The organism is Pseudomonadota bacterium (assembly GCA_034189865.1).
In the GTDB taxonomy this organism is placed as follows: domain Bacteria; phylum Pseudomonadota; class Gammaproteobacteria; order UBA5335; family UBA5335; genus JAXHTV01.
The window spans coordinates 14,148-34,885 of sequence record JAXHTV010000021.1 but is presented as its reverse complement, the minus strand read 5'-3'; the positions used below and the strand labels follow the sequence as shown (position 1 = coordinate 34,885).

Below are 20,738 nucleotides of genomic sequence, written 5' to 3'. Positions count from 1 at the left end.
ACTGGGAGCATTGAAGGTATCGCGCCTACCGGTGGAGGCGGAGCGAGCGGTTAAGTGTTTCCCGGATAGTGGTCCGCGACATATTGATCCACCAGAGCGGTGAATTCCTGCGCGATGTGTTCGCCTTTCAAGGTGACCGTTTTTTCGCCGTTGACATAGACGGGGGCTACCGGCCGTTCCCCGCTGCCGGGAAGAGAAATGCCGATATTGGCATGTTTGCTTTCGCCAGGACCGTTTACCACGCAGCCCATCACCGCCACGGTCATGTTCTCAACGCCCGGGTGGGTTTTTCGCCACATAGGCATTTGGGCTTGAAGATGGTTTTGGATATCGCGTGCCAATTCCTGAAAGAACGTGCTACTGGTGCGACCGCATCCCGGGCAGGCGATCACCGACGGTGTGAAAGAGCGCAGCGACATGCTCTGGAGGATTTCCTGGGCGACGCGAACTTCCTCGGTACGCGGTGCACCTGGCGCCGGCGTGAGAGAAATGCGGATGGTATCCCCGATTCCTTCCTCCAGCAGTACCGCCAGCGCGGCGGTCGAGGAGACGATGCCTTTCACGCCCATGCCGGCCTCGGTCAGACCCAAATGAAGCGGATAATCGCAACGGCGGGCCAACTCGCGGTAAACCCGAATGAGATCCTGAACGCCGCTCAGCTTGCAGGAAATGATAATTTGGTCATGGCCCAAACCCAATTCCTCAGCCCGACGTGCGCTGTCTAATGCGGACATGATCAGTGCCTCGTCCATCACCGTGCGCGAGTCGGCGGGATTGGCTTTGGCGGCGTTTTCATCCATCAGCCGCGCCAGCAAATCTTGATCTAGGCTACCCCAGTTGACGCCAATACGAACCGGCTTTTGGTACTCGCAGGCGGCTTCGATCATCTGAGCGAATTGCTCGTCTCGTTTGCGTCCGCGACCGACGTTTCCGGGGTTAATGCGAAACTTGCCCAGCGCTCGTGCACACTCGGGATGGGCTTGCAGCAGCTTGTGGCCGTTGAAATGAAAGTCGCCCACCAACGGTACGCCTACGCCTTGCCGGTCAAGTCGGGATCGAATCTCCGGGACCGCGGCGGCGGCCTCTGCCGTATTGACGGTAATGCGAACCAGTTCCGACCCGGCGCGCGCCAAATCCGCCACTTGGGCGGCGGTCGCGGCCGCATCGGCCGTATCGGTGTTGGTCATCGATTGAACCACGACCGGTGCTTGGCCGCCGACGACGACGGATCCCACTCGGACAGGCACGGTCTTGCGTCGGGTAATCGGGTAGTTACTCATGGTGTTTGGATACAATGGCTCGCCGGACGGGTGAACTCGATAGCGCTGCATCATAACCCAACACCGCGATTTTCATCACGCCGGAATCCGCCGTTATGCCATTGCCGTGGGATCCATATTGCCGAGCCACTGTTGCCATTCATCCGGCATCGAGGGGTCAACGCCTTCTTTAAGCGCCTGCAGACGCAAATAGTCGAAGAGGTCCTGGTGCAGGACCGAATCCAATACTTCGGGGTAAGTTTGGATGCCCAGCTGAAGAACCTGGTAGATCACCTTCAGCTCTCGAAGCGGGTAGTCGTTGAGTGTTCTCATGGGGCCGGCCTTCGTGGTCGTTACTTAAATGCCAAGGGCGAGGGTAATGGCTGATGGAATCGGGTGCCTCTAGACGGCTGGATATCATCAACGGTTAATTTTATGTTGTTCTCAGGTAGAATGCTCGCCGCGCCCGGGTGGCGAAATTGGTAGACGCAAGGGACTTAAAATCCCTCGGAGGTTACTCCGTGCCGGTTCGAGTCCGGCCCCGGGCACCAACATGGCGATTCGACGCCAGCGGGTTTGTGTGCGGCCATACCACGCACGCCGGCAAGCGGGTCTCGACACGATGGGGGGTGTGTTGAGCCTGCGGAATATGCTAGTGTCAAAACCTTTATAAGCGCATCGGTCATACAGCAGCCACGGCATCGTTTCGGGTTTGCGGAGCAGGGGGTTGGGGGCGTCCTGAACCGCATGGAATGTCTTGATAGGATAGTCCGGTCGAGTGACGCGGCATGGGTGGTCTCAAAAAAGGAATTGTCATGAGTGCGCAGGGGGCCGCTAGGCAGCATAGGCAGGTCACGCTCACCGTCGTCAGCTCCAACAAAGATCTATTGGGCGCCAATTCTGCCTGGACATTCGGTGTCAAGGGTGGGTCGATCGGACGTGCCCGATCGAATGCGTGGCATTTGCCCGATCCGCTGCGTTACGTATCCAGCGTTCACGCCGAAGTGCAATGGCAGGATGGTGAATTTTACCTCGCCGACCTCAGCACCAACGGTGTTTTCTTTAGCGGCGCTGAAGCCCCTATCGGCAAAGGACAGCGTACGCGCTTGAGGAACGGTGATCGGCTCCAGATCGGCGAGTACGAAATCGAAGTCGGACTGGATTCCGCTGCGGGCGTGTTTGACGAACTCGACGATTTGCTCGGGTCTGCTTCGGATTCAGACCGCCTTGAAAAGTCGCTTTCCGATCCGCCGACCAGCAATTCATCTTTCACACCGTCGGTATCGGCAACGCCCGACGATCAAATTATTCCCGTCGATCCTTTGGCAGCAATGGGCGGGCAACTTGCCCCTGCTGGCCATGCTGACCGGCCGGCATCTTCCGACCAGGCCGCCGACTCGGATTTGTCGCAGTGGCTAGGCGACGAGCAGCCACCGGCCGCGGAGTCCGATGGTGTGTCCGCGCGCAACGCCTCGGCCGATGCCCTGAACGTCCCATTTTCGCCGCCCGGGCTGATCCCTGAAGACTGGGACGCCACCGGGGATCATGCGCCTTTGCCGAATGAGATTCCCCATGGGGCGGAGGAAAGCTTACGTGAAAATTCTCCGGTACCGGCTGTGGAGCCGACCGTTGCCTCTGAATCTCCCCAGCCGACCTCATCCGATGACAAAGCGGTGCGTGCACTGTTGGCGGGACTCGGACTCGACGAGCTGGATCTCACCGAAGCCCAGAAGGTGGAGTTTTGCTATACCGTCGGGCAGGCTGTCCGAGAGACGGTGACCGGTTTGATCGACGGACTGAGAATCCGCAATCAGGCCCGTGCGGACTTCAGAATGTCTGTCACGCAAGTCGATCGGGAGGGCAACAATCCACTGAAGTTTTCGGTTTCCGCCGATGAGGCGATGCGGAAGATGTTCGGTGAACGTCATCCCGGTTATTTGCCGCCCATTGACGCGCTGAAACAAGCACTCAGTGACCTCAATGGGCATCAGGATGCATTTGTCGTCGGGATGCGGGCGGCGCTGGACGCGGTAGCCCAGGAAATGAATCCGGCTGCTTTGGAGTCCCGTTTCAAAAGTCGTTCAGGCGGCGGCGTGCTGTCGGTGGCCTGGAAAGGCCGTTACTGGGATTGGTTGATGGAGCATTATCGAATGTTCAGTGACGATGACGGGCGGGCGTATCGTCAGTTATACGAAGAGCATTTTATCGACGCGTATGAGCGTCGAATCGAGCAGACCCGTCAAGGCGGTTAAGGCCGGGCCGATGATGTTCATCAGCAACAGCAAGTTATAAGCGTGGTGCAAACGACCGAACAAGCCGGCTTTCACGACGTTTCGTATACAAATCGAATCGGGTCTGGACTATCCAGTTTATCTACCGGGGTTGCATGATTAGGGGACCTATGAAAACGAACCGCATTTCACGGCTCACGCTTTGTTTATTTCTCGTTGTTTTGTTGGGGGGGTGTTCGTACATGCCTTTCTGGGGCGACGAAGATCGGGTGCTGGCGACCACCATCGTTGCTTCGAGCAAGCTGAATCCGAATGCCGATGGCAGGCCGTCCCCACTGGTCGTGAACGTCTACGAATTGAAATCGGTGACATTCTTCGAAACTGCGGAGTTTTTCACCTTGGTAGACAATCCTCGGAACGCTCTGGGGGATGATTTGATCAAGCAACGGGAGGTTGCCGTTAAGCCGGGTGATGCGGTCGATCTGACGATCAAGCCGCACAGTGACACGAATTATGTCGGCGTGGTGGCATCCTACCAAGATATTTCCAAAGCCGACTGGCGGAAAACGGTAGCGGTTCCTCCCGAGGGCGAAGCGAGACTGGTCATCAACTTGGAAGCACGGGCCGTCACGCTGGCGATCAAGCGGGACTGATCAGCCTCTCGCTACCACATTAGAAAATTTTCGGCCGGGATAGAGACGCTTGGATGCCAACGACTAATCAGATTATTTGGTCGGAAGGGATGTTCCTTCGACCACAACACTTTCAACAACAGACACGGTATTTTGAAGCGCTGATCCACGACCGGTCGACCGCCGGACGCGCATATCCATGGGGTATTCGCCAATTCGAGTTGGATCGCCCGATGTTGGGGTTGGGAAAACTGGCCATCGCACGCGCCACCGGAGTTTTTTCGGACGGAACAGCTTTTCGGTTTCCAGAAAACGATCTGGCGCCACCGCCCCTGGTGGTGCCGAGTGATACCAAGAACGCCCGCGTGTTTTTGGCCGTGCCACTCAAAGGTGCCCACCACCCAGAGGTGGCGCGTGGTCAAGATGCTGATGCCCTGGCGCGGCTGTTGGCCCGAGAAGTGGATGTCTCCGATTTGACCGATCAGGACGGGAAGCTCGCCCAGGTGGCGGCCAGTGTTCCTCATCTCCAATTGAGGCTGGACGGCGAGAATCTCTCGGGTTACACGACGATTCCGATTGCTCGGATCATCGAGGTTCGGGCCGATGGCAGCGTGGTAATCGACGACGACTTCATTCCCTCTGTTCTGGACGTTGGCGCGGTACCCCGACTGTCCGGCTTTGTATCGGAATTGATGGGTCTTCTGCAACACCGGGCGGAAGCCATCGTGGCGCGATTGAACGCGGGCGGACAAAGTTTTACCGAGCTGGCTGATTTTTTGCTGCTGCAGCTGATCAATCGGGAAGAAATGCTGCTGCGGCATCTCGGGCAGCTTCCGGATCTTCACCCTGAATTTCTCTATCGGGAGTTGGCTCAGATGGGGGGCGAGCTGGCCACCTTTGCCAGCGAAACGCGCCGGCCGGGCTCGTATCATCGCTATCAGCATGATGACCTCAACACCAGTTTCGACGGCTTGATGCAAATCCTGCGGCAGTATTTGAGTTCCGTCTTTGAGCAGAGCGCTGTGGCAATTGAACTCGACGCCCGAAAATACGGAATTCGCGTTGCTACCGTGACCGATACGAGTTTGCTGGAATCAGCCGATTTCATCCTTGCCGTGAGTGCCGACGTCCCACCGGAGCAAGTCCGTGCGCGTCTGCCGGCCCAGTTGAAAGTCGGGCCGGTGGAGAAAATCCGCCAGCTGGTGAACCTGCAGCTCCCGGGCATCCGGCTGCGCGCGTTACCTGTCGCACCCCGGCAATTGCCGTATTACGCCGGTTACACCTATTTCGAGCTCGATCGGTCGGGCGAGTTCTGGCAGCAGCTGCGTCAATCAGGTGGTATTGCATTTCATGTGGCAGGCGATTTTCCCGGACTCAAAATGGAGTTCTGGGCGGTACGCGGTAAGGCATAACGAGAATGAACGACAAAGATCGCACCATCATTCGTCCCCGGCCGGGCCGGGGCGACCTCAGCTCAGTATCTTCATCTCCACAGGCGCCCTCGTCGGTGCCGGAGCGGGGCTTCACGGCGCTGGACCCCCAGAGTCGTGCTTGGCTCTCGCGTCATGGCGTGAACCCGCTGATCGACGCGGCGTCGGTTTTGATTTCCGTGATTATCCAGTTGCGAGATAACGCCGCGGTGCCGGATCCCATGCAATTGCGTGGCCAGCTGGTGGACGAGATCAAGCAATTCGAGACCGAAGCCCGCCGATCTGTCGACAATCCGGCGGTGATTTCTGCCGCCCGTTACAGCCTGTGCTCGGTGATTGACGAAATGGTTTTGAAAACATCCTGGGGCGGCAGCAGTGCCTGGTCCTCTCAAAGCCTGCTCAGCACCTTCCACAATGAGACTTGGGGTGGCGAGAAGTTCTTTCAGATCCTTGATCGGCTGCTGGCGGAACCGGAGCGAAATACCGAGTTACTGGAGTTGATGTTTCTTTGCTTAGGGCTTGGTTTTGAAGGCAAGTACGGAATCATGGACAACGGGCGTGCCTTGTTGGACGACTTGGAAGAGCGGGTATTTCGCGCTATCCAGCGAAATCGCGGCGATTTCGAGCGGGAACTTTCGCCCCATTGGCAGGGGGCGAAAATTGCTACCCGCACTTTGGGGCGGAGCGTACCGCCTTGGGTGGTTGCGGCAGTGACCAGCGCCTTGTTGCTGGTGATATTTGTCACCTTCGCCGTGGTGCAGCATCAGGCCAGCGATGATGTGCGTGACCAATTGGCCCGCATCGCGACCAGCGCGGATGCCGCCACGCAGGATCAATCGCAATGAATCTGGGCTTTCTCTACCGCATAAGATCCATCTATCAGCGAGCCAATCGCTTGGCGGGCGGGCGTCCTTGGGCCGTCAGTCTGATCGGGGTGGTGGCCATCGCCGTACTGATTTGGTTCGGTGCGCCCTATATCAAAATATCCGGTAACGCCATTTTCGGCGGTGTGGGTTTCCGCCTTTCCGCCATCGCGGTGGTCTTTCTCATTTGGGGTGCGGTGCAGCTTTGGCGTTTTGTGAAAGCACGCCAGTCCAACGCCGCCCTCGCCGATGGCATGGTTTCCGCCGGGGAGGCCGGAACGGCTGGCGCGCACGAAGACGTCGACGCGATGGATCAGCGCATGACTGAAGCGCTGGAGCTGCTCAAAAGGACCAGCGGATCAAGCTTCGGCGGTCAGTATTTATATGAGCTGCCGTGGTATGTGGTGATCGGGCCGCCCGGGTCCGGAAAAACCACCGCTCTTGAAAACTCCGGTCTCAAGTTTCCCTTGTCGGACAAGTTCGGTAGCGCGGCGATACAAGGTGTCGGCGGCACCCGAAATTGCGATTGGTGGTTCGGCGAAGACGCCGTATTTCTCGATACCGCGGGTCGTTACACCACGCAGGACAGCCACGAAGCGAGTGACAGCGCGGCTTGGCGTGGGTTTCTTCAACTGCTTCGTCGCAATCGACCCCGACGTCCGATAAACGGGGTTGTGGTCACCTTAAGTTTGTTTGATCTGGTGACGCAATCCGAGCACGAGCGGGGGCTGCATGCGCGCGCGGTAAGAAGCCGCATCGAGGAGCTGCGGGAGCAGCTTGGCGTCCGCGTGCCGGTTTATATGCTCTTCACTAAGGTCGATTTAATCGCCGGTTTCACCGAGTTTTTCGACAACCTCGGCCGGGAAGAACGCGATCAGTTGTGGGGTTTGACCTTCCCTTGGGGTAGCCGGGAGGATCGCATCGCGCCGCTGGAGCGTTTCGGCGTTGAGTTCGGTGCCCTGGTCCGTCGTCTCAACGAGCGAGTCTTGTGGCGATTCCGCAACGAGCGCGACGTGGCGCGTCGCGCCTTGGTTTATGGATTTCCCCAGCGGTTTGAGGGGCTTCAACCGATCCTTGAGCAATTTTTGCAGCAAGCTTTCGGGGCCCATCGTTTCGAAACCGCACCCTTGTTGCGGGGCGTGTATTTTTGTTCCGGCGAACAGAAAGGCCAGCCCATCGACAAACTGGACAGCGCCGTGGAGGGTTCGTTCGGACTGGCGGCTACCGAAGCTTCACAAGTCGCCGTCGATCAAAAGCACAGCTTTTTCTTGCGCCGCTTCTTCCAGGATGTACTGATATCGGAAGCTGAATTGGTCGGTGTCAATGTCGGTGTGGAGAAAGCGAGAATCTGGTCGCAGCGTGCTGTAGCGGCGATCGGACTGGTCGCGATTATTGCGGGCATTGTGGCTTGGACGACAAGTTACAGCACGAATCAGGCGCGGCTGCAGGAAATGGCGGCCGGACTGGCGGCCTTCGAACAAGCGCGCGCCGAGTTGGGGCCGCAACCGTATGACATGCACGAGGTGGGACCCATGCTGGATACCTTGCGCAACGCGGTCACGGTTTTCGATCCCGAGCGCGCCACCTGGAAGATGGGTTTCGGTCTTTATTTGGGCGACGAGTTCTACGACGATGGCATCGATGCCTATGGTTCGGTGTTGCGTCGCTATTTTCTGCCGGGCCTTAGCGATCAGTTTGCCCATCAGTTGCGAACCGGGCCGAAGGAACCGGAGTTTCAACTGGAGGCGCTGCGCGCTTATCTGATGCTGGCATTGCCCGAACGCTTGGATCCGCGTTTCGTCCAGGCATGGGCGGTGAGTTTATGGAAACAGGCCTATCCCCAAGAGCCCGCATTTCAGGCCCGGTTACGTGATCATCTGGCCGTCATGTTCGAACACACGCCCTTAATCACTCCTGTGGATGACGGTCTGGTCGCCCAGGCGCGCGAGTTAGCGTCCCAGGTTCCGATGTCGGTGATTGCCTATTTGCGACTCAAGTCGGAAGCGGAGCAAGTTCTCGGCAATCCATTAGATTTGGCGGCCATTGCCGGAGACCAATGGGACCAGCTGTTCGTTTCAGCCGCGGCTGAACAAGCGCCGGTGACGGTGCACCGGGTGTTCACACGTCCGGGGCTGGAAACCTTCTATGTGGAGCGCGATCGGGCCATTGCCCGAGCGGCTGTGGAGGACAACTGGGTGCTCGGTCCGCGGGCGGCAAAATCCTACGATGACGATGCCATCGAACGTCTTGCCCGACAGATGGAGGACTTGTACATCCGGGAATACGTGAAAACCTGGCAAGACGTCTTGGGCGCGCTCAAAGTCCGTCCGCCGCAAGGGCTGAATGACCTGGCGAGCAGTCTCGCGCTGGCCCATGGCCCCAAATCGCCGCTCGTTAAAACCCTCGACACGGTGCGGGCAAATACCGTTTTCGAGCATGCCGACACGAACGGGAAACAACAAGAGAACGCGCTGGGCAATGCCCGGGACATGGCGAGCGCCGCCTCGGCCGATTGGCTTGCCGCTCAGCCGGCCATCGATACGGCGTTTGTGGAACTCAGTTTTTCGACATTGAATGCTGTGACGTCGAGCATCGATACCGGCGTTCCAAGAACGCAGGATTTGGTTCAGGCGATCGGCGCGCTCTATGCCGAAATCCAACTGATCAGTCAGTCTCCGGAACCGAATCGCGACGCGCTCAAATTGGTCGCTCGAGAAATGCGGGCGGATGCCAAGTCCGCTTCGGCTCAACTGAGACAAATCGCCGGTCGGTCACCGAACCCTGTTTCGTCCTGGCTGTTGGCGTTAAACAACAATGCGCTCGGATCGTCATTGGGCGCGGCACGCGAGGAACTCAATGCCGTGTGGCGGGGGACGGTTTACGCCGACTGCCGGGCCACCCTGGCCAAACGGTATCCGTTTTATCGCTCCAGTTCGGATCAAGTCACCGTTGGTGATTTCGAAAACTTTTTCGGTCCCGGCAAGGCACTCGATCGCTTTGTATCGGAACATTTGTCGCCATTCGTCAACACGCGTCGCTGGTCATGGCGAAACATCGATGGAATGGCGATTTCCGATTCCAGTGGTTTTCTCGTTCAGCTTCGTCGCGCCGCACAACTTCGCGACAGCTTCTTTCGGGGTGGGGCCTCCTTTAATGTCCCGTTCGAACTCAAACCTTCTTACCTCGATGAGCGGGTGGGCCGGCTGGATGTGAACATTGGTGGGCAGTCGTTGACCTACCGACATGGACCTCAGCGTCCTTCTTCGTTCGTGTGGCCGGCCAAAGGGGCCGGTAGCACGGCCGAGCTCAGCATGGAAACGCTCTCGGGTCGCCGTTTTCGAATCTATGAAGATGGGCCCTGGGCGTTCTTCAAGTTACTGGAGCGAGGCGATCTGAAACGTTTGTCGAGTGATCGATACCGAATTCGTTTCGAGCAATCCGGTTACCAGGCAGACCTGGAATTGCGTGCGGCCAGCGCCGTGAATCCTTTTGGGCGTTCAGATATGTTCCGTTTTCGGTGCCCGGGGTCGATGTGAACCAAGCGACGAAGAGCCATGCGGCTATTTATGGGAAGTTACCGAGCCACGGTGATTTCTTGAACCTCGGTATGCCGCGCAGTTTCCGGGACAGCTGGGACCGTTGGTGTCAGAACGCGATTTCCTGCAGTCAGCAGCAGCTCGGCACCCAATGGCTGCGTTATTATCTAGTAAGCCCGGTCTGGCGATTCGTATTCACTGCCGGGGGCTGCGGCGAGCAAGCCTGCACCGGCATCATGATTCCCAGCGTGGACCGGGTGGGGCGCTATTTCCCCTTGGTCCTGGTCGAGCCGTTGTCCTCTGATTTCAATCCGGTTGCCTTGCTGAGAGAAGAAGCCCAGTCGTGGTACGAAGCGGCCGAGAACTTCCTTCTGGCAGCCTTGGAACAAGATTTCACCACGGAAGATCTCCGGGCGCGATTGTCCGGACTCGGTGCCGTCAGTGACCGGGTTCGTCCGCATTCGGCCAAGCCGGGTACCGGAGTCGGCCAGCCTCACCGGCAATGGGGCGTGGCGTTAGAGCCGGGCGGGGCGCTGGAGCCGGGGGTGATGGAGTTATTCGGCGCGTTGCTGACTCGGCAGTATCGGTCCAGCAGCCTCTGGTGGACCAAAGGCTCGGTTTCCGTGCCCCCTGTTCTGATGGTGAGTGAGGCGCTTCCGAGCCCAGGTGGCTATGCCGCCATGCTCGACGGACGTTGGGCCCGCTGGGGTTGGGATGTGCCCAAGTCCGTGACTTGGTTGGAGTCGGGTGGTTCACCCGACACGCGAGACCCGGCCCGAGATTTACCGCGGCCCGGTGAAGGGGCCGCAACGCACTTGAATCAACTAATGGGCGGAGAGGACGACACCGAACCTAATTTTCTCAAGCCTGCCCGCCTTGCCGAGCTCGCAACCGCGCAACCCTCACCTGCCCGCGCTGAAGACCGAATGCGCTCCCGGCCATGGAATTCCTCGGCGATGACCGACCGAGGCAAAAAACGAGCCATCAACGAAGACGCCTATTTGGACATGCCGGAAAAAGGTATCTGGGTGGTGGCCGATGGCATGGGGGGGCATCGGGACGGGGCACTGGCCAGTCGTACCGTGGTTGACGCCCTCGCCGATGTACCGACACAACAGCATTTGTCAGAGTATGTGGATGCACTGGAAAGTCGGCTTCGGTTGGCAAATCAGACCCTGGTCGAGTTGCGTCAGTCCGAGCAAGACATCATTGGCAGTACGGTGGCGATACTGGTGACGCACGAGTACGCGGCTCTGTGCCTGTGGGCCGGAGACAGCCGCATTTACCGGCTGCGCGAGGGGACGCTGGATCGGCTCACCCGGGATCACACGGAGTTGGCGGAATTGCTGGCGACCGGTTTGGTTTCCGAAGAAGATGCCGAAAGCCATCCCGCATCCCATGTGTTGACCCGGGCCGTCGGTGCGGCCGATGAGCTCATTGTCGACATGGATGTATTCGATCTCATGCCCAAGGACCGTTATTTATTGTGTTCCGACGGCCTGACCAAGGATCTGACGGATGCCGAAATCGCATCGATCATGGCGTCTCCGGACAGTCCGGACCAGTGGGCCGACCAGCTCGTTCGTTTAAGCTTGGAGCGGGAAGCCCGGGATAACATCACCGTCATCGGTGTTGAAGTGCAATGACAGAAGAGCAGATGGCGGTCACGGATACGACTCACCGTACAATCTCCACTAGGCGGCCGGGTTCGATGCTGACTTCCAGGCTGGAAGAATGGCGTCAGGGCCAGATTCCGCTTGATGATCTCATCGCCCATATTCAGGCGGAAACGGCGGTGGAAGTGGGTGAACGGGATGCCAAACTGACCGAGCTGCTGGCGTTCCACAAACAGCACGCCTTACCCAAGCCTGTTTATCAGGCGCTCGTGTCCGCCTTACTGCGGCGGTCTTCGGAAAACGAGCAGGTGGTCGATAGAACGGAGATTAGCCAGGTTGACTCGACAAAAGGGCAACACATGGATGATCCCCATCCGGACAACACGGGGTCTTCGACCACTGTCACCCAGCGACCGGGCGGTCAGTCCGGGCCTGTCAAGCCGGCGTCGGCGGCGTCGAGGCCGCTGGGTTCCGGCCATGTAATTAAGGATCGATTCGAGCTGGGCAGAGAGCTCGGGCGTGGTGGCATGGGCGTGGTATACCTCGCGCTGGATCGCCGCAGACAAGAGGCCGGATTTCCGAATCCGTACGTGGCACTCAAAGTGCTCAACGAAGACTATCGTTATGTTCCTGAAGCCATATTAGCGCTCCAACGCGAGGCCATGTGGGGTCAGGCCTTGGCGCACGAGAATATCCTGCGGGTCTATGATTTCGATCGAGACGGCGGCCTGGTGTTCATGACCATGGAGCTGGTTGAGGGGCGGACCCTCAAGTCCGTGATTCGCGAGCCCGGGTTCACCGGCCTGCCCTGGGAGCATGCGCTGCCAATTATCGCCGGCATGGCCGGGGCGCTGGCGCTGGCCCATCGCAAAGGGGTGATTCATGCTGACTTCAAACCCAGTAACGTGTTGCTGACGCCTGACGGAACCGCCAAGTTGTTCGATTTCGGTGTGGCACGCGTGCTCGATCATTATTCCGCCGACAGTGACAACGACGGCTCGTTTTTGTCGGCCTTCACGCCCGCCTACGCCAGCCTGGAGATGCTGGAAGGTCAGTCGGCCGATGTGCGTGATGATGTCTATGGTTTGGGATGCGTGGTTTTCGAACTGATCACCGGTCGCCATCCGTATGCCCGAAAAAGTGCGCGGGAAGCGACCGAACAGGGCCTCAAACCGCTACCTTCCTCGAAATTGGGTCCCGGCCGGCGGGAGGTGATCGAGCGCGCGGTGGCCCTGCAGAGGGATGACCGGATTTCCGACGTCGAGGGGTTTCTCGAGGCGTTGTTGTCGTCCTCGCGTGGACTATTGTCTCGATTGCCTTTGCTGGGCGATCGCCCATGAACATTCAGGGATGAATTGACGTTCATTGGTATATCGGATGGTAAGGAACACTCCAGGGACTAAGGACCGGCATGAGTGAGGATTTTCAAAAGCGACGCGTCAAATTGCGGGCGCTTAGTCGAGAATTTCAGGTCGGACGTATCGATTATGAGAACTATCGCCGGCAACGCTCCGTCTTGCTTGGTGAGTTGGAAACCGATTCTCCGGCTTTCGCATTGGATGATGATGCCACCCGCCCGCAACCTCGAACGGCTCCTCATCAGGCCTCGCAGTCCCGGTCCGGACCGTTGGCGCGGCCATCTTCCCGTTTCACCTGGCAGGCTCTCCTGGTGGTTCTGATCGCCATACCGGTCATGATCGGCGCGTCGGTATTTTGGTGGGGTGATGAGAACGCATCTTTGCCGTTATTTGCCGGCCATGAGTTCTCACCCTATCAGTTGGACCGGATCACCCACATGACGGAAATCCTCCTCGATACGCCGGAGTGGGAGGTAGAAGATATCCAGCGGTTTGTCCTGGAGTGGCGGGGTTTGAAACCCGACCAGCAAGCACTGATGCGAAACAACGGCCGGCTTCGTTTGCTTCGCAACGAAATCGAATACCGCATCGTGGTGCTGCGGCGGCTCCCCGTACTAGGCCTCGATCGGTACGTCTACGATCGGCTGGCGATGCTCGAACAGTTCGCCAGCGAGTTGGACGAAACATGAGGCAACCGGACCTCACCGGGGTTGACTGCGGTGGGAAGGCGCAACGGCGTTCTACAGTCGTGATGAGGTGTATAGGCTGGGTAAACGGCGCTTGTTGGCATAAGCTAGAGCTTTTGGCTCTCCACAGGCGGTTTTAGTCATGGGAGACTCGGTGGTCGTCCGACAAGAAGATCAAATAAGCCAGCTGCTGGAATTGGGTTCTATCCCCGTGTCGGCGCACTCGCCGGCCGGTGAGAACGTCAAGTACGACAGTGAGTTCGAACAAATCAGTACTGAAATTGCCAAGCTCGAATCATTGCAAGGTGGCTCGGTGGACTGGGCGCTGGTGGCTGATCTGTCGCAAACCATACTCAGAGAGAAGTCCAAGGATTTGCTGGTGGCGTGTTATCTCGCCCAGGGGCTGTTCAAAGAACAAGGCTACGCCGGTTTGGTCGACGGTCTGGGATTGATCACCACCCTGATGGAGAATTTTTGGCCGTCGTTGTGGCCGCCGGTGCAGCGGATGCGAGCCCGTGCCGCGGCGCTATCCTGGCTGGACAAAGTGGCGACGGCGGAAGTGGAAAGACGGGACGGATCCGGCGGACAGCCTCAGGCGGTGGATGATGCCTTACAAGCCTTGAGCACCATCGAAGACTTTTTGGCCGCCCAGACAGAGCCACTGGAGTTCCCGCTCGGCACGCTGCGACGCGCACTGGGCTTGGTCAAAAAAGAAGCCGTGGCCGGTGATAATGCGCGGGCGGCCAGACCGGTGAGTGACCCCACCGACGCGGACGTGGCCCCTACGACATCCCCCGGAAGGCGATCAGTCACGCCCGCGGTTTCCGGTGTGGTATCCGATCTACCTTCTCAAGTCGATACGCACTCACCCAGAGCGTTGAGAAAAGCCTTGCTGCAAATGTCGGATGCATTGAGAGCCGAGGATCCTTCCGATTCGATCGCCTATCGTCTTTTGCAGAACGCCATCTGGCGGGAGGTTTGCGATTATCCGCCGCACGATAGCAACGGTGTGACCACCATGCGCCCGGTTGCGCTTGATAGACGGCAGCAATACCAGCAACTGTTGACGGCGCAAGGCCATCGCGACCTCATCGACCCCATTACGTCCAGCCTGGGTGGTTGTCCGTTCTGGCTTGACGGACATCGCATGCTCGCCGAAGCGCTTCGTGGATTAGGCTATCACGCGGCGGCCAAGGCGGTTGCCGAAGGGGTCGATGAGCTGTTATCCCGACTTCCCAAGCTGAGCGAGTTGAAATTCCACGATGGGTCGCCGTTCGTTGAGGAGGCCACCCGCAACTTGCTCAATACCGCGCAACTGTCCACTGCACGGTCGTCTCAGGCCGGCCCTGCAGCGACCGGCGCACCGGGCACCTTAGCCGACGCGGCGCTGGAGCCGGCGATTGCCAAAGCCCGGGAGGTGTTGGCTGCCGGCGGCATGGCCGAGGCCATCAATGCGCTGCAGGCCGAACGACCTGCCATGACATCCGAACGGCAGAAATACGCTTGGGATTTGGCCGAAGCGCGTTTATGTTTGGACGCAGGTCGGGCCGACGTGGCGGTATTGATGCTCGAGTCTTTGGAAGAGCGCATCACGACCCACGGGCTGGAAAGGTGGGAACCGGAAACGGTGATCGATACCTGTTGGAGCCTTCTCGATGCCTATAAACGGCTCGGGCGGGGATGGATGACGGAAAACGTAGATCGCACAGGGCGGTTCGATGCGCTTTGCCGGCGGTTGTGCCGTTTGGATCCGCAAGCGGCCGTTGTGCTGGCAGAGATGAAACTGAATTAATACCGAAGGCAGGAGTGAACGATGTCGAAAGATCGCAGTATTGCGCCGAAGGAACGGATCAATATCACCTATACACCGGCCAGTGGTGGTGGTAAGGAAGAAGTCGAACTGCCGCTCAAAATGATGGTTCTGGGCGACTTCGTGGGTCGACCGGACGAGCGTCCTGTGGAGGAGCGCGCGCCGGTGAACATTAATCAGTCCAATTTCAACGATGTGATGCGTGAAATGGATTTGTCCTTTAACACGACAGTGCCCAATACGCTGGTCGACGACGAAGACGCTCATTTGGACGTCAACCTTCGGTTCGAAGGCATCCGGGATTTCGGTCCGGAGGAGGTCGCCCGGCAGGTCCCGGAGCTGCGCAAGCTGCTGGAGCTGCGGGAAGCTTTGGTGGCGCTGAAGGGGCCGCTGGGTAATGTTCCGGCGTTTCGGAAAATGATCCAGTCAATCCTGGAAGACGACGATGCGCGCCAACGTTTGCTCGACGAACTCGGTGTCGCCAAGCACGAAAGCGAATAAATGCCTGGGTAACAACCCGCGGATGAACAGGGGAACGCCAAAATGAGCGAAAACAAATCCAATCCAGAAGCGGCAGCTCAGGGAGCGGTCGAAAGCACGGACGCGCCGCTGCTTGAACAGATCATGGCCCAGACGCGCCTCAAGCCGGCGGATGAAGGCTACGATATCGCCAAGAAGGGTGTCGAAGTCTTTATCAGCGAGCTGTTGTCCGAACGCACCCAGGGAGAGCAGCGGGCGAACAAGGCCGCGGTCGATGCTTTGATTGCTGAAATCGACGATAAACTGAGCGCACAACTCGACGAAATCCTTCATCAGCCTAAATTTCAGGAGCTGGAGTCCGCCTGGAGAGGCCTGAAGCTACTGGTGGATCGAACCGATTTTCGCGAAAACAATCGCATCGAGTTGCTCAACGCGTCCAAAGAAGATTTGCTGGAAGACTTCGAAGATTCCCCTGAGATCTCTCAATCCGGGCTCTATAAATTGATCTACGGTCGCGGCTACGGTCAGTTCGGGGGTGAACCGGTTGCCGCGACCATCGGTAACTACAGCTTCACGCCGAACGCGCCGGATATGAAGCTGTTGCAGGATTTGGCATCAGTGGGCGCCATGTCTCACGCGCCTTTTATCGGAGCGGCGGCGCCTGAGTTTTTTGGCGTTGAGAGTTTTGAAGAGCTGCCGAATCTCAAGGATCTCGCAGCGCATTTTGAAGGGCCGAAATACGCCAAGTGGCGTTCGTTCCGTGAATCCGAAGACTCGCGATATGTGGGGTTGACCTTACCGCGTTTCCTGCTCCGAACCCCATACGATCCCGATGAGAATCCGGTTCGAGCTTTTCAGTACCGCGAGAACGTGCACCACAGTCACGATGCTTACCTCTGGGGTAATACCTCGTTCGCATTTGCCACCCGTTTGACGGAAAGCTTCGCAAAATATCGCTGGTGCCCCAATATCATCGGTCCCCAAAGTGGGGGGGCGGTGGAAGACCTTCCGCTCCATCACTTCGAGTCCATGGGACAGCTCGAAACTAAGATTCCCACCGAAATTCTGGTTTCGGACCGGCGGGAATACGAGCTGGCCGAGGAGGGCTTTATTGCTCTGACCATGCGCAAGGACAGCGACAACGCTGCGTTCTTTTCCGCCAACTCCGTTCAAAAGCCCAAATTGTTTGGCAACTCGCCCGAAGCGAAAGAACAGGAAACCAACTACCGTCTGGGAACCCGGCTTCCCTATATATTCATAATCAGTCGGTTAGCGCACTATATTAAAGTGCTCCAGCGCGAGCAGATCGGTGGCTGGAAAGATCGGGGAGACCTGGAGCGAGAGCTCAACAAGTGGATTCGCCAGTATGTGGCGGATCAAGAGAATCCCAACGCCGATGTGCGAAGCCGGCGACCGCTGCGTGCGGCGAAGGTGGCCGTGGAAGATGTCGAGGGCAATCCCGGCTGGTATCGGGTGGCCGTTTCCGTCCGTCCTCACTTCAAGTACATGGGGGCGAGCTTCGATCTATCCCTGGTCGGTCGTTTGGATCAAAGCGAACCGAAATAAGCGGGGGCGGGTGTCCCGAGGTTTGCGGGTGCACCGGCTCCCCGTCCGGGGGAATAGCAGCGTATGGCTTTCGAGCACGGTTTACTCGAGCGGCTTGCAACGGGTTCAGCGGGCAGTGAGCGCTCATTGGACCTCGACGCGGAAAAGACCGCTCGATCGGTGGCACTACATTTGAATGACTTACTCAATACGCGGCAGGGCAGCGTAGCGGCGCTGCCGGAGTATGGCTTGCCGGATTTCAACGACCTGGTGTTCTTGTTTCCCAACGCCATCGCCCGAATCAGTCGTTCCATCCGTGAAAGCATCGAACGTTTCGAGCCTCGCCTGGAAGCTGTGCGGGTGGAGCATTGCGCCGATCCGTCCGATCCGCTGCGGCTGAAATTCACAATCCGGGCACAACTGGCCGGCTGCCATGACCCCGTGGTGTTCAGCACCGTGTTGGATGGCAGTGGCCACGTCGTGATTCGCTCATGACGTTCCATTCTCCGCGCGTTTTTCACTGATTACGGTCGAGCACGATAGTGGCGTTCAACAAGTACTTTGAGGACGAACTGAGTTTCCTGCGCGAGCTGGGGGAAGAGTTCGCGCGCGATTACCCCAATCTCGCACCGTATCTGGCCGAGCCGGGTAACGATCCGGATGTGGAAAGGTTGCTGGAAGGCTTTGCTTTTTTGACCGGGCGGGTTCGGCAAAAGTTGGACGATGAGCTGCCGGAGTTGACCCATTCGCTCATGGCGTTGCTCTGGCCGCACTATCTACGCCCACTCCCCAGCGTGGCAACGGTGGCGTTTGATCCGGTCCGTCATGTCTTTACCGGACCCAAGCTGATCCCTCGCGGCTCGGAAGTCGACAGCACGCCCATTGATGGAACAACCTGCCGTTTTCGGACCTGTTACGACGTCACGCTACTACCGCTGGAAGTTGCCGATGCCGATGTGACGAATACCGGCAACAGCAGTGAATTGACCCTCGGCTTTTCCGTTTTCTCCGGGGTACAGGCTTTGCGCGGTCATCTCGGCGCTTTGCGGTTGCATCTGCATGCCGACCGCCATATCGGTCAGACGCTCTATTTGTGGTTTCGGCGGTACCTCACGGGCATACGCATTCAAACCGCCGATGGCAGCAGCTATCACTTGCCGGTGGAGCAGCTCAAAGCCCAGGGATTTGCAGAAGACCAGACGCTCTTGCCTTACCCGAAGACCTCATTCGCCGGCTATCGATATCTACAGGAATACTTCCATTTTCCCGAGAAGTTTCTTTATTTCGATCTGCACGGACTGGATGAACTCAATGCGCGATTCGAAGAGGGGTTCAGCGTTCATTTTCATTTTTCGCGACCGTTGGATCCCAAGCTGAGAATTCGCGCCCAGCAATTTCGGTTGCATTGCACGCCGGTGGTGAATCTGTTTGCGCACTCGGCCGATCCCATCCGCGTCGACCAGCGGCACATGGAATATCGGGTTCGTCCCCAAGGGCGCAGCAGTCGCCACTTCGAAATATTTTCCATTGATCGAGTGGAAGGCTGGATTCGCGGCAGCGGTCGCCGCCGCCGCTACCCAGCGTTCGAGTCGTTCGATCATCTGGTGACATCCAAAGGGTTGCGGGAAGAGATTTACTACCGCCAGCGCGTACGCTCTTCCCTGGCCGACGACGGCCTGGAACACCACCTGTCCTTCGTGAATGCCAGCGATCAACTGACCGAGCCGGCTACCGAAGTGATCTCCCTGGATCTGACCTGTTCCAATCGCCAACTGGCCGGGAAACTGGGCGTGGGCGACATCTGCGTTCCCACGGCCGGATCACCGCCCTACGCGCGCTTTTCCAATATTTCGCCCGTCACACCCTCAGTTTCGCCGCCGATGGATGACGGCCTGCATTGGCGACTGATCTCCAATATCGGCCTTAACTACTTGTCCTTAAACGATATCCGGGCGTTGCGCGTGATTGTTACGACCTATGATTTTCATGCATTCGTGAACCGCCCGGCGGAGCGTGCCGCGCAGCAACGGATGGAGGGGCTGATTGCCATTGAATCCGAACCCTTCGACTGGCTGTACGAAGGGTTGCCGGTGAGGGGCGTCAAAAGCCGGCTGACCATGCACGAGAAGCGCTTCGGCAGTGAGGGCGAAATGTATCTTTTGGCGACCGTGTTGAACGAGTTCTTTTCACTGTACGCCAACGTGAACAGTTTCCACGCGCTGGAAGTGGTCGGGCAAGAACATGGGGAGGTCTACCAATGGCCACCGAAGATCGGTCGTCGCCCCCTGCTCTGATCGCGGCACTTCTGGACGACCCCGGTGGATTCACCTTCTATCGGGCGCTTCAGATTCTCGAGGCCGCCGATCCCGACTCAACGCCCATCGGTACGCGGGGGGCGCCGGCGGGGGAGGCTATTCGGCTGGCGCCCAAACTCAGTCTCGGCTTTCCGACCCGGGAGGTGGAATCCATCGAGCGGTTGCCGGCGCGATTGGATCAACGCGACCGCTATCGGGTCACGGTCAATCTGCCCGGCTTGTACGGCAGCAACTCGCCGCTTCCGGCCTTTTACACCGAGCAGTTGTTGGGTGAAGAGCGAGGCGGGGGGGATGTGCGGCGAGAGTTCCTCGATTTCTTTCATCACCGTCTTTTGTCATTGCTCTATCGAGCCGGTGGCAAATATCGCTACTACCTGAGCTATCGTCGGGGCGCGACGGACGCCTTCTCCCAGCGGATCTTCGCTTTGATGGGGCTGCGCGAAGCGGATCTGCGCGCCGACGCCGGTTTGGAGTGGACCCGCCTGTTGCCCTATGCCGGCTTGTTGATGGCACGCAACCGCAGCGTGGGGGGGCTGGAGGCTGTGATTGCCGGCTATTTCCAGCTCGATGAGGTCGCGCTGGAACCCTGTAGTTTTCGCAAAATGCGCGTGGCGCCTGAGCAGCAAACGCGCTTAGGCGTCGCCCACGTTCGCTTGGGGGCGGACATGACTTTGGGCGAAGAAGTACCGGATCGCGCGGGAAAGTTTCGACTCCGCTTCGGCCCGCTCACGCGAGAGCGCTTTGAACGTTTTCTGCCTTCCGGGCCCGATTATCCAGTCCTGCGTCGCCTGCTGTCGTATCTCGTGCACCAGCCCCTGGAACGGGATTTGGTGTTGGTGCTCGATGACCGGGAAGCGGCGGCCGTCGAACTGAACGAAGGGCAACGATTGGGCCTCGGTTGGTCCACTTGGCTGGGGCAGCCGCCACCGGGCGCTCGTGAGGTGGTGATTTCGCTGTGACGCTTCGTTTCTACCCAT

At 58.5% G+C, this 20,738-nt stretch carries 16 protein-coding genes and 1 tRNA gene; 15 read left to right on the top strand and 2 right to left on the bottom strand.

Translation table 11 applies throughout. The features are described 5' to 3' along the window. Window positions 1–50: 50 nt before the first annotated feature. Window positions 51–1,280 carry a flavodoxin-dependent (E)-4-hydroxy-3-methylbut-2-enyl-diphosphate synthase gene (gene ispG, locus SVU69_10320; protein MDY6943393.1) on the bottom strand — a complete coding sequence of 410 codons (1,230 nt, stop codon included), beginning with the start codon at window positions 1,278–1,280 and terminating at the stop codon, window positions 51–53. 93 nt (window positions 1,281–1,373) lie between these two features. After that, window positions 1,374–1,592: a hypothetical protein gene (locus SVU69_10315; protein MDY6943392.1), complete on the bottom strand. Its 219-nt coding sequence runs from the start codon at window positions 1,590–1,592 to the stop codon at window positions 1,374–1,376. A gap of 131 nt (window positions 1,593–1,723) precedes the next feature. Here SVU69_10315 and SVU69_10310 point away from each other — a divergent pair. The 15 genes from SVU69_10310 to tssG all read left to right on the top strand — a co-directional run bounded on the left by SVU69_10310 (window position 1,724) and on the right by tssG (window position 20,720). Further along, window positions 1,724–1,810, top strand: a tRNA-Leu gene (locus SVU69_10310). A 264-nt stretch (window positions 1,811–2,074) separates the two neighbouring features. Further along, the gene (gene tagH, locus SVU69_10305) at window positions 2,075–3,511 is read left to right on the top strand and encodes a type VI secretion system-associated FHA domain protein TagH (GenBank protein ID MDY6943391.1); all 1,437 of its coding nucleotides are present in this window, start codon (window positions 2,075–2,077) and stop codon (window positions 3,509–3,511) included. Window positions 3,512–3,645: 134 nt separating this feature from the next. Beyond that, window positions 3,646–4,143 (top strand): type VI secretion system lipoprotein TssJ, encoded by a 498-nt coding sequence (gene tssJ, locus SVU69_10300; GenBank protein MDY6943390.1) that lies wholly within the window; start codon window positions 3,646–3,648, stop codon window positions 4,141–4,143. A 53-nt stretch (window positions 4,144–4,196) separates the two neighbouring features. After that, window positions 4,197–5,534 carry a type VI secretion system baseplate subunit TssK gene (tssK, locus tag SVU69_10295; GenBank protein MDY6943389.1) on the top strand — a complete coding sequence of 446 codons (1,338 nt, stop codon included), beginning with the start codon at window positions 4,197–4,199 and terminating at the stop codon, window positions 5,532–5,534. A gap of 5 nt (window positions 5,535–5,539) precedes the next feature. Next, window positions 5,540–6,397, top strand: a complete 858-nt coding sequence (gene icmH / locus SVU69_10290) for a type IVB secretion system protein IcmH/DotU (protein MDY6943388.1) — start codon at window positions 5,540–5,542, stop codon at window positions 6,395–6,397. Beyond that, window positions 6,394–9,951: a type VI secretion system membrane subunit TssM gene (gene tssM / locus SVU69_10285; protein MDY6943387.1), complete on the top strand. Its 3,558-nt coding sequence runs from the start codon at window positions 6,394–6,396 to the stop codon at window positions 9,949–9,951. Before icmH ends, tssM begins: the two co-directional genes overlap by 4 nt. Next, window positions 9,933–11,597 (top strand): type VI secretion system-associated protein TagF, encoded by a 1,665-nt coding sequence (gene tagF / locus SVU69_10280; protein MDY6943386.1) that lies wholly within the window; start codon window positions 9,933–9,935, stop codon window positions 11,595–11,597. Before tssM ends, tagF begins: the two co-directional genes overlap by 19 nt. Before the next feature lie 65 nt (window positions 11,598–11,662). After that, complete coding sequence (locus SVU69_10275) at window positions 11,663–12,907, top strand: serine/threonine-protein kinase (protein MDY6943385.1); 1,245 nt, start codon at window positions 11,663–11,665, stop codon at window positions 12,905–12,907. A 71-nt stretch (window positions 12,908–12,978) separates the two neighbouring features. Then, on the top strand, window positions 12,979–13,614 hold the full coding sequence (locus tag SVU69_10270) for a hypothetical protein (protein MDY6943384.1): 636 nt from the start codon (window positions 12,979–12,981) through the stop codon (window positions 13,612–13,614). A 139-nt stretch (window positions 13,615–13,753) separates the two neighbouring features. Next, window positions 13,754–15,403, top strand: a complete 1,650-nt coding sequence (tssA, locus tag SVU69_10265; GenBank protein MDY6943383.1) for a type VI secretion system protein TssA — start codon at window positions 13,754–13,756, stop codon at window positions 15,401–15,403. A gap of 21 nt (window positions 15,404–15,424) precedes the next feature. Further along, a complete protein-coding gene (gene tssB / locus SVU69_10260) occupies window positions 15,425–15,922 on the top strand; it encodes a type VI secretion system contractile sheath small subunit (GenBank protein ID MDY6943382.1) in 498 nt (165 codons plus the stop codon). Between the two features lie 42 nt (window positions 15,923–15,964). Beyond that, on the top strand, window positions 15,965–17,467 hold the full coding sequence (gene tssC / locus SVU69_10255; GenBank protein ID MDY6943381.1) for a type VI secretion system contractile sheath large subunit: 1,503 nt from the start codon (window positions 15,965–15,967) through the stop codon (window positions 17,465–17,467). Window positions 17,468–17,530: 63 nt separating this feature from the next. Beyond that, window positions 17,531–17,941, top strand: a complete 411-nt coding sequence (tssE, locus tag SVU69_10250; GenBank protein MDY6943380.1) for a type VI secretion system baseplate subunit TssE — start codon at window positions 17,531–17,533, stop codon at window positions 17,939–17,941. Between the two features lie 47 nt (window positions 17,942–17,988). Further along, on the top strand, window positions 17,989–19,740 hold the full coding sequence (tssF, locus tag SVU69_10245; GenBank protein MDY6943379.1) for a type VI secretion system baseplate subunit TssF: 1,752 nt from the start codon (window positions 17,989–17,991) through the stop codon (window positions 19,738–19,740). Next, complete coding sequence (gene tssG / locus SVU69_10240) at window positions 19,704–20,720, top strand: type VI secretion system baseplate subunit TssG (protein MDY6943378.1); 1,017 nt, start codon at window positions 19,704–19,706, stop codon at window positions 20,718–20,720. The genes tssF and tssG overlap by 37 nt, the downstream gene beginning before the upstream one ends. The last annotated feature ends 18 nt before the right edge of the window (window positions 20,721–20,738 follow it).

Coding starts and splice junctions, on each gene's coding strand:
- ispG (MDY6943393.1), bottom strand. CDS start 1,280: ATGAGTAACTACCCGATTACCCGACGCAAGACCGTGCCTGTCCGAGTG.
- SVU69_10315 (MDY6943392.1), bottom strand. CDS start 1,592: ATGAGAACACTCAACGACTACCCGCTTCGAGAGCTGAAGGTGATCTAC.
- tagH (MDY6943391.1), top strand. CDS start 2,075: ATGAGTGCGCAGGGGGCCGCTAGGCAGCATAGGCAGGTCACGCTCACC.
- tssJ (MDY6943390.1), top strand. CDS start 3,646: ATGATTAGGGGACCTATGAAAACGAACCGCATTTCACGGCTCACGCTT.
- tssK (MDY6943389.1), top strand. CDS start 4,197: ATGCCAACGACTAATCAGATTATTTGGTCGGAAGGGATGTTCCTTCGA.
- icmH (MDY6943388.1), top strand. CDS start 5,540: ATGAACGACAAAGATCGCACCATCATTCGTCCCCGGCCGGGCCGGGGC.
- tssM (MDY6943387.1), top strand. CDS start 6,394: ATGAATCTGGGCTTTCTCTACCGCATAAGATCCATCTATCAGCGAGCC.
- SVU69_10275 (MDY6943385.1), top strand. CDS start 11,663: ATGCTGACTTCCAGGCTGGAAGAATGGCGTCAGGGCCAGATTCCGCTT.
- SVU69_10270 (MDY6943384.1), top strand. CDS start 12,979: ATGAGTGAGGATTTTCAAAAGCGACGCGTCAAATTGCGGGCGCTTAGT.
- tssA (MDY6943383.1), top strand. CDS start 13,754: ATGGGAGACTCGGTGGTCGTCCGACAAGAAGATCAAATAAGCCAGCTG.
- tssB (MDY6943382.1), top strand. CDS start 15,425: ATGTCGAAAGATCGCAGTATTGCGCCGAAGGAACGGATCAATATCACC.
- tssC (MDY6943381.1), top strand. CDS start 15,965: ATGAGCGAAAACAAATCCAATCCAGAAGCGGCAGCTCAGGGAGCGGTC.
- tssE (MDY6943380.1), top strand. CDS start 17,531: ATGGCTTTCGAGCACGGTTTACTCGAGCGGCTTGCAACGGGTTCAGCG.
- tssG (MDY6943378.1), top strand. CDS start 19,704: ATGGCCACCGAAGATCGGTCGTCGCCCCCTGCTCTGATCGCGGCACTT.